The sequence below is a fragment of the Syntrophorhabdaceae bacterium genome (genome assembly GCA_028713955.1).
In the GTDB taxonomy this organism is placed as follows: Bacteria; Desulfobacterota; Syntrophorhabdia; order Syntrophorhabdales; family Syntrophorhabdaceae; genus UBA5609.
On record JAQTNJ010000131.1, the window covers coordinates 1 to 8,696 of the forward strand.

5 protein-coding genes are annotated in these 8,696 nt (G+C 53.4%); 3 read left to right on the forward strand and 2 right to left on the reverse strand.

Annotation, left to right across the window (positions count from 1 at the left end; all coding sequences use genetic code 11):
* Nucleotides 1-332, forward strand: a 332-nt coding sequence (locus tag PHU49_11090) for a 4Fe-4S dicluster domain-containing protein (GenBank protein ID MDD5244547.1), incomplete at its 5' end; no start/stop codon positions are given.
* The gene (gene nrfD / locus PHU49_11095; protein MDD5244548.1) at nucleotides 329-1,492 is read left to right on the forward strand and encodes a polysulfide reductase NrfD; all 1,164 of its coding nucleotides are present in this window, start codon (nucleotides 329-331) and stop codon (nucleotides 1,490-1,492) included. The genes PHU49_11090 and nrfD, both read left to right, overlap by 4 nt.
* A gap of 275 nt (nucleotides 1,493-1,767) precedes the next feature.
* Here the strand turns inward: nrfD and PHU49_11100 are convergent, their stop codons facing one another.
* Entirely contained in the window at nucleotides 1,768-6,612 is a 4,845-nt protein-coding gene (locus tag PHU49_11100) for a CARDB domain-containing protein (GenBank protein MDD5244549.1), read from the reverse strand.
* Between the two features lie 185 nt (nucleotides 6,613-6,797).
* Between PHU49_11100 and PHU49_11105 the strand changes: the two genes are divergently transcribed.
* Nucleotides 6,798-7,535 carry an SDR family NAD(P)-dependent oxidoreductase gene (locus tag PHU49_11105; protein MDD5244550.1) on the forward strand — a complete coding sequence of 246 codons (738 nt, stop codon included), beginning with the start codon at nucleotides 6,798-6,800 and terminating at the stop codon, nucleotides 7,533-7,535.
* Nucleotides 7,536-7,667: 132 nt separating this feature from the next.
* On the opposite strand, the gene PHU49_11110 is transcribed toward PHU49_11105, so the two are convergent.
* Nucleotides 7,668-8,696, reverse strand: a 1,029-nt coding sequence (locus PHU49_11110) for a YihY/virulence factor BrkB family protein (protein ID MDD5244551.1), incomplete at its 5' end; no start/stop codon positions are given.

Sequence of the window (8,696 nt, forward strand, 5' to 3'; positions counted from 1 at the left end):
ACCACCGGTGCATAGGATGCAGGTACTGCATGGCAGCCTGTCCTTACGGGGCGCGGAGTTTTAACTGGAAAGACCCACGTCCTTTTATCAAAAACATCAACCAGGATTTCCCTACCAGGACGAAAGGTGTCGTGGAGAAGTGCAACTTCTGCGAAGAGAGGCTTGCGAAAGGTCTTAAACCGGCCTGTGTCGAGGCCTGCAAGGAAAACGCACTGATATTCGGCGACCTCAACGACCCCGGCTCAGAGATCGTAAAAGTGCTGAAGTCCCGTATGACAACCCGGCGTAAACCCTATCTCGGTACACAACCGAAGGTTTTTTACTTATTATGATAGAAAAAGCACTCAGCGGAAGTCGGAGATACTGGACATGGATAACGGTTCTGATACTGTTTATCATCGTCGGTTTCGTCTTCTACCTGCGGCAGTTGTCTGTCGGCCTCGGCATCACCGGCATGGGGAGAAACGTTTCCTGGGGTCTCTACATAGCAAACTTTACCTTTCTCGTCGGTGTCGCCGCATCTGCCGTCATCGTTGTGCTGCCTTACTATCTCCATGACTATAAACTGTTCGGCAGAGTCACGGTTTTCGGCGAGTTCCTCGCGGTATCCGCGGTGGTCATGACGGCGCTCTTCATATTCGTCGACCTCGGGCGGCCTGAACGGGTCCTGAACATCATCCTCTACCCTTCGCCACGCTCCGTACTGTTCTGGGACATGATCGTCCTTTCCGTGTACCTTATCCTGAATATCATCATCGGCTGGTATACGCTCGACGCCGAACATAAATCAGTCGCACCTCCCGCATGGATCAAACCGCTCATCATCATCTCCATCCCCTGGGCAATCAGCATCCATACCGTCACGGCCTTTATCTACTCGGGTCTCGGCGCGCGGCCTTTCTGGCTCACCGCCCTTCTCGCCCCTCGGTTTCTCGCGTCGGCCTTTGCGTCCGGGCCGTCACTCCTTATAGTCCTCTGCCTTATCATAAAGAGGTTCACCGGGTTCGACCCCGGCAGAGAGGCTATCCGGAAAGTAGCCATGGTCGTGACCTACGCGCTCTGCATCAACATATTCTTTTTCCTCGTCGAGATCTTCACGGTGTTTTACAGCGGCCTCCCGGAGCACCTCGGTTATTTCCGTTATCTCCTCTTCGGGCTCAACGGGCATGCATCTCTCACGCCCTGGATCTGGTTTTCGATGGTCCTTGCCTGGATCAGCCTCATCCTCATGCTCAACCCTGCAGTGCGGAAAAACGATACCGTACTCGCCGTTGTCTGCATCGCGATCATACTTTCCGTCTGGATTGAAAAAGGCATCGGCCTTGTCGTTGCAGGCTTTATCCCGTCACCGCTGGGAGAGATATTCGAGTATTCCCCTACCCTGCCTGAGATCCTCATCAGCGCAGGCATCTACAGTCTCGGCCTTCTCATCCTCACCGTTTTATTCAAGGTCGCAACCGCCGTAAAGGAAGATGCCGGGCAACATCCGTAAGTCGTCAGGCGTAAGGGGAGAACAACCGTAATTCGTAATTCGTGAGACGTAATTGGAAAAGCACAAAGTGCGAGGAGCGAAGCGACGTGGCGATCCTGTTGGTGAGATTGCCGCGCTCCGCTCGCAATGACAAAACGCCGCGCCCTGCGGGCTCGCAATGACCCATTTCGCCTTTCACGTTTCACTTTTCACCGGTTTCATCCAATTACGAATTACGATTCACGAATTACGGGTTTCCTCACCTTTCACTTTTCACGATATCGGCTGTCAGCGGATTATCTTAATTTCTTCATCATCTTGCCTTCAGCCGGTTTGACCTCAACATTCCGGGACAGGGTATTGTCTTTCGCATTTTCATCCGCCTTGCATTCGATCATCACCTTTATTTTGTACCTGCCTTCCCGGCGGGGCGTCCATGTGAACCTGACGTTTTCAGACGCGCGGGACCGCAGATCAATACGCTGGCGGTCGGAAGAGCCATCCTCTGCCTCAAAGCTCGCCGAACATCCCCGTGCCTCCGTCGTCGAATCGTTCTTCACCACCGCTTCTATGCTGTATTTCTGTCCCGCGACAAACGTCTGGGGCAACTTCATATCGACTACGGAGATATCCGCTGCCTCCTTGCCTTTCACGTCCACCATCTCGTCGGCCTTATTGTTGGCCCGGTCCACATCCTCCTTGTACTCCAGGGCAACCGATATCTTCTGTCTCCCCTCCTTGCGGGGTACCCATTCAAATCTCACCCTTTCCCGCGCCCTTGGACCCAGAGAGACCTTTTCATTCTTCATCGTTCCGTCTTCGCCGGAAAAGGTTATCCGGCAATCCTTTATCTCCACGTTTGAATTATTCCTTACACTGACCTCAACCTCGGTACCCTGCCCCAGGGATATATTCTGGGCAACCTTTATGTCTTCAATAGACAGATCGACCGTTTGTTCCTGTTTGGTTTCTTCTTTACCCATTGCCCCGGATAAGCGCCCTTTTTCCTGTGCAGGTTTTTGTAAGGTGCCGGCGCTGCCGCCCGGTGTCTGTGCCTGCCCGCCGGAGGGCGAGGCAGCCTGGGTCTGGGTGCCGGAGGATGAGGCTGCCTGAGCCTGTCCCTGCTGGGCGCCTTGTTGCCCCGCCGGTTGAGATGTCTGAGGCTGGGATGTCTGGGCCTGAGACGCTGCCGGTATATCGGCTGAATAGACCGGGCTTTTTCCTCCTGCCCTGTCGCCGTATGTCACATAGAGCTTGGTCGCATCAAGGTGGCCCGCGAGGTCGATCTGTTTATTCGTTTCGAACTGCGTCCAGCCGGTCCAGTTCGTGTTGTCAAAGGACAATGCCATCTGGTTAATCCCGATGGCCCAGTCGTTTGTGGCGGAAAATGTCGCGGAGATATTATTGCCCTGCCGTGTTGTTATCGATATGCTGCCGTGCGGAGCCGGGGCGTTGTTGTAAAAGGTATCCGTAACCGTTGGCGGAGGAAGGTTTCCTGAGACCTGCAGGCCTGTTGCCTGAAGCTGTATCGTGCCGGTAAAGACACCGGAGACGTTCTCGCTCGCGTCCTTCAACTGGACGTATACGGTCTTCGTCCCCGCTCCCTCGGAAAGCTGCCAGGTGTAGTCCTTTGATATGCCCGGCTGCGGGACATCGTCCGCAAAATTGATGCTGTTCCAGATACTCCAGTTTGTCCCGTCGTTTGAGACCCTGAATCTGTATATCCCTGATCCGCCTGAATTGTCCTGCCCGGTTATGCGAAGCATCACTCCCCGTATATTCGTCGTGGTCGCCCCGCTATTGATGCTGATGCTCCCCGTCGGGGCAGTGGTGTCGTTGAGGGCGGCGACCGACTGAACGGTTATATTTTTCGTTGTCTCCGCTGATCTGGAATTCTGGTCGGTTGCCGTAAGGCGCATCGTGTAGTTCCCGGTATTCCTGTAAACGTGGTGGAAGCTCCCGGACCATGACGTCCTGCCGCTTAAAAGTCCCGGATCAAGGACAATGTCCATGTCATTATCACCGAAGGTCAAAGCGATACCCTGAAGGGGCGCGGAGGCCGTCACGTTGAACGAATAACTCAACGGCAGGTTGACCGTGCCCGTCGTATTCGGAACGGTCAGGGCGACCTGCGGGGGCGTAAATTCAACGACGTTGAAAGGCGCCTCTGTCCTGTCGGACCAGACCTGTTGTCCGGCATAGGTTTCCCGCACCTTGTAACCGACCTTGTAGTTCCCTTTCTCGTTAAACGTCCTTGGGGTGGAAAGCGGCGGGGCAGTCTCGTGTGTCTCCTCCTGCCAGCTTCCGTTATCTTTTGAAAAACCTATTGTATAGGCCGTTATCTGGCCTGACGGGTTCAGCGGCGATACAGCGGAGTTGCCCAGAGACTGCGCGAGATGGAACACGAATTCCCCGCCTTTCTCTACCGTCGGCGTCGCGACCCCCAGGACGGCCTTGCTGTTCGTATATACCTGGACCGCGGCTGTCGGCTTCACGGGTTGCGAGACACGGGTCGTCGGCACAATAGTTATCTGAACTGTACCGGGACTGGACAGCTCATCGCTTGCGTTGCCGGTAACGAGATATTTATCCAGCGCTACTGCCTTTATCGTCACCGTACCAAGCGTATTATAGGCTATGACATCTACGGTTGCCTTACCCTGGCTGTCGGTGGTTCCGTAGCCGCAGCCGGGCCTTCCCCCTTCTTTCGAGAATTTAACCGCCGCCGTCTGTGTCTTCGACACGACCTCAAATCTTACCGGGATGCCGTTCATGGGGTTGCTACTCATATCCTTGACAGTAGCCGCAAGCTGTACCCGCTCCTGCTGCCTGCCGTCATTATAATTGATCCCGCCGGTCTCGATCGTCGCTGACGACGGCGCGATACTCACGGAATTCGCCCAGGAGGAGCTTACGGTAATGTCGAACTGTTTTTCCTGCCCCGGCTGGCTGCCGGTAAACTGGGCAGTAACCCTGTCGGGATTGAATATAAGCCCTTGCGCGCTCAGGGTCAGCGTTTCGCTCGCCTGGCAGGGTATCTTGACGGTTCCGTCCTGACCGACCCCCACGTTGAACTCTTCCCCGTTTGCGCGTTGTATGTGAAGACCGGAAAGAGAGGTCTTGCCCGGTCCCTGGAAGACCAGTTTCATCGCGCCCGGTGGCATCTGTGATGTCGCCTGCAGATCGACGGTAGCCGCCGTCTCGTTTCCTGAAAACGTCTTCGTGACTACCGGTATATTGTACCCGCTTTTAAATGCCGAAAAGGTCGTTGCGCCTTCTTTCAGTATCTTGAAATAGAACCTTCCATCAACGGCTGTCGCCACCCATACGTCGTTTGTGCCCTTTGTCGCGTGTACCTCTGCCTCCCCGATGGGATTTCCCCGGGTATCGAGCACCCTGCCGGTTACAACGATCAACTGGTCCGGAGAGAGGTGCATGTTTATCTTGTACCCTTCGGTATTATTAATAAATTTTGTTGTATAACGGCCCGCGGGATATCCATCCTTTGAAGCGGTTATGACGGCCTCCGGGGCTATTCCCGTATCGTTGCCGACATAAAAATCACCGTAGAATTTTCCGTCAGGGTGCGTGTACTCTGTCTTATGAAATGACCGGTCTTTCGCATTGAGATCCACCTTTACCCCTTCTATGCCGGATGCGGGGTCCGCATTGTTCACAACGATACCGTGAAAAGGGACATATGCCAGCACGCCCCCGGTGATTGTAAAGGACGGCTTATCTTCGTCCCTTGCCGCAACATTATGATCGTTGGGATAATACATACCGATACCTTCGGTGAGCTTGCCCGTCTTCAATTCAACGGGGATGTATGAAGCGCTTATGCCAAGCTCCACGTTGCCAGATTCCTTGTAGTGGTAGGTCGCGTCTTTTACACGAAGGGATATGCTCTTTATCGGCGGACAGTTCTCGGGGATCCTTATATGCAGTATATGGTCAACACCTTCATTGTCAAAGGTAAAGGTGTTCGTATCGAGACTTACGTTATTCATAACCTGACCGGTCATATCCTTTGCTGTCAGCTCGAATTTTATAGTGACATACCTGTCACGGGTTGTCTGGGTCACCAGCACCCCGATCTTCATATTGTCAAATATCTTTTCCGCCAGGCTGTCTCCTGCCTCTTTAGCGGCAGCGCTTCCCGCCTTGGAACCCAGTTTAGCGCTCACCTTTTCCGCGAGCCCGATAACAAGTCCCGGTATGTCGCTGACGTTCATCGTATCGCTGTGTTCAACCTTTGAAGAACCCAGTTTGTCTCTGTCCTTCTCGTTGATCTCCATCCCCAGGTCCGTGATGTTGATCGACGCCACACTGTTATGCCAGGTGCTTTTCCACTTGAGATCTATGCCCAGGTCCGCGCGCGCGCCGACCTCGCGTACATACCTTGATTTTGCAGTCTTCAGCTTCATCGCCCCGATAGGCACCAGGCCGGGTAAAAGCTGCTTGAGCTGGAGTAAGGAGTTATAGTGATCGAGTTCTTCCTTCGTGAAAGACCAGGTCATCTCCAGATCCGATTCAAACCTGCTGTTCGCCTTTCCCGCAACAAGCCCTGGTATTCCCGGAGAGACAAAAAAGGTATCAAGTCCTATGCCGATCCCAATGGGGGCCACCGTGCCGGCATAAGGCACTGTGTATTGATTCTTTATCCTGTCCCGTTCTGACTGGATCACCGCGCTGGAGACGCTCTGCTGAGTGGGGGAGCCTGTAACATTCACCTGCTGTCCGGGGCTTACGCTCAAAACAACGGCGGTCTGCTGCGTCTCACCGGGCGTCATCGCTATAACCCCGGTATTCGGATCTGTCGTTATTACTATATTGGAACCGGAAGACGGCGGACCGACAGTGATGCCTGCAGATGGGCCGGCAGGTGGAACCGTGGAGCCTGAACTCAGGCTATCCATGAGTTGGCCAAGCAGCTGTGTGCTTATGCCGGTGACAATTCCTCCGACAAAATCCGTGCTCACACGGCTGTGGTTCGTGCCGTTTGAGGTTTTGATCTGGCCCTCGACAAAACGCAGCGTTTTTGTTGTCCCCGCATTGTCCTGTGCTGAAGCTGCTGATAAAATCAGGAAAACAGCCACCACACATATTAAAACCGGTCTTGTAATCATTTGTGTATTCATTTATTACCTTCCTGTTATCGGGTCTGAAAATGGAAAGATATTTTCCCGCCTTGGTATGACCTCATTTTTTAATAAGTGTAACGGGGGGGTCATTATGTGTCAAGGACATTCGATCTCATTGCAACTGCCATGCATTTACGATACAATAAGCATGCTTTTCATCACAACTGAAACAAGGGGGCAGTATGGATCTCAGCGGCAGGACAGTATTGATAACAGGGGCAGGTCAGGGCATCGGCGAGGCATGTGCTCATGTCTTTGCCGGGAGGGGCGCCCGGCTCGTCCTTCTTGACAAAAACAGCAAAACCCTCCCGAAGGTCGTCGAAAAGATCGCTGGAAAAGACGGGAACGTCATCGCCAAGATCGTTGACCTCACCCATACCGAGCCTCTCAGGAAACTCATTACGGAAATAACACAGGATGTGCATATAGACATCCTCGTCAATAATGCCGGCTTTGACAGGCCGGGGATAACAACGAAAACAGGCAAAAAGGAATTTAACGCGGTGCTCGGGATACACGTCGGCGTCCCCTTTCTTTTGAGTAAGTGGCTGCTCCCCGAAATGCGCGCCCGGAAGTGGGGCAGGATCGTCAATATCAGCTCCGTCTATGGTGTATTGGGTGCAAAAGGAGAAGTAGCATATGCAACAGCGAAGTCCGGCATTATCGGCCTGACGAAGACCCTCGCGAGAGAGGGCGGACCTGACGGTGTGACGGTGAACGCCATCGTGCCCGGGCTCATACGCACGCCCCCGATCATCAAAATGCCCGACAAATACAAAGAACCCATTATCGCGCAGACCATCCTGGGCAGGATCGGCGAGCCTGAAGAGATAGCACGGGTAGCGGCATTCCTCGCCTCCAATGACGCGTCCTTTATCACGGGAACGACGATCACCGTATCAGGCGGATGGGGGATATAGTAAACCGGCTCATAGCTCATAGCAAATCGTATGTCGTAGTTCGTATATCGTATATCGAGTATCGAGTGACCAGCATCGGCTCTTGCAGTTCACGACATACGACATACTATATACGATATGCTGTTTTATACTCTACAGTTTATTAATTTCGATATTTTCGGGCAGGTTTACGGCAGCGTCGGAGAGTTGCCTGAACCTGTCGGATATTCTCGCGGTCTCCTCCGAACTCAGGCGGGGTAATGCTACTGTTCCTTCGTATGCACGGAGAACATCCTGCATGGTAAGGCCTTCGATCGATCTCGCAGGCTGAAAATAACCGCCGTTGCTTTTCTCGTCCATCACTTCCGCAAGGAGGTTCGCCCTTATCATGTTCCCGATGAGTTCCTGTACAAGGGCAAGAGGGATCTTCAGCTCCCGGGCCATCTCCCGAGCAGAGAAGGGTTTTTCACCTGCTGAAAACCGTTGCCCGATAAGGTTGAATATTGACAACATCATGATCTTTTTCGAGGAAGCGCTCAAGCCGGAATAACCGGGCTGCAGGCCGTAGGTCTCGCTGTGCTCATGGGCGTAAGCGATCTCCAGACCGAAGAGCACGATCATCCAGCTTGTCTGCAGCCAGCCGAATAGAAGCGGCACTGCGGCGAGGCTCCCGTAGATCGCACCGTGACTCGCGACGCCTATCTGGAAGGTAATATAAAGCCACTGGGTGATCTGAACGAGGGTTCCGGCTACGATACTGCCGATTATGGCTGACCTGAGAGGAATCCTGGTATTCGGCATGATGGTATAGAGCACGGTCAGCAGTAACCACAAGGAGACATAGGGGAGGAACTTGAGTAGAAAAGAGATCAAAGGACTGAAGACCCCGAGCAGTTGAATCTTGTGGACAATGAGCCCGACCTCGCCTGCCACAAGCACCGTCAGGCTGCTTGCTATAGCGAACAATACCGGTGTAAGGATCAGGATCGCCATGTAATCAGTGAATTTCCTCAGGATAGTGCGGGATTTTGTCACTCCCCAGACAGCGTTGAAAGAATCCTCTATCTTTCCGAGGATCGATATAACGGTCCAGAAGAGAAGGACAACACCAATGCCCGCGATAACCCCTCCCTTTGCCTGTTTCAGGAAAGAACGGGCGAACATGAGTAACTGCTCGGTCAC

Excerpts from the sequence above, each read along its gene's own strand:
- nrfD (MDD5244548.1), top strand. The coding sequence starts at position 329 with ATGATAGAAAAAGCACTCAGCGGAAGTCGGAGATACTGGACATGGATA.
- PHU49_11100 (MDD5244549.1), bottom strand. The coding sequence starts at position 6,612 with ATGAATACACAAATGATTACAAGACCGGTTTTAATATGTGTGGTGGCT.
- PHU49_11105 (MDD5244550.1), top strand. The coding sequence starts at position 6,798 with ATGGATCTCAGCGGCAGGACAGTATTGATAACAGGGGCAGGTCAGGGC.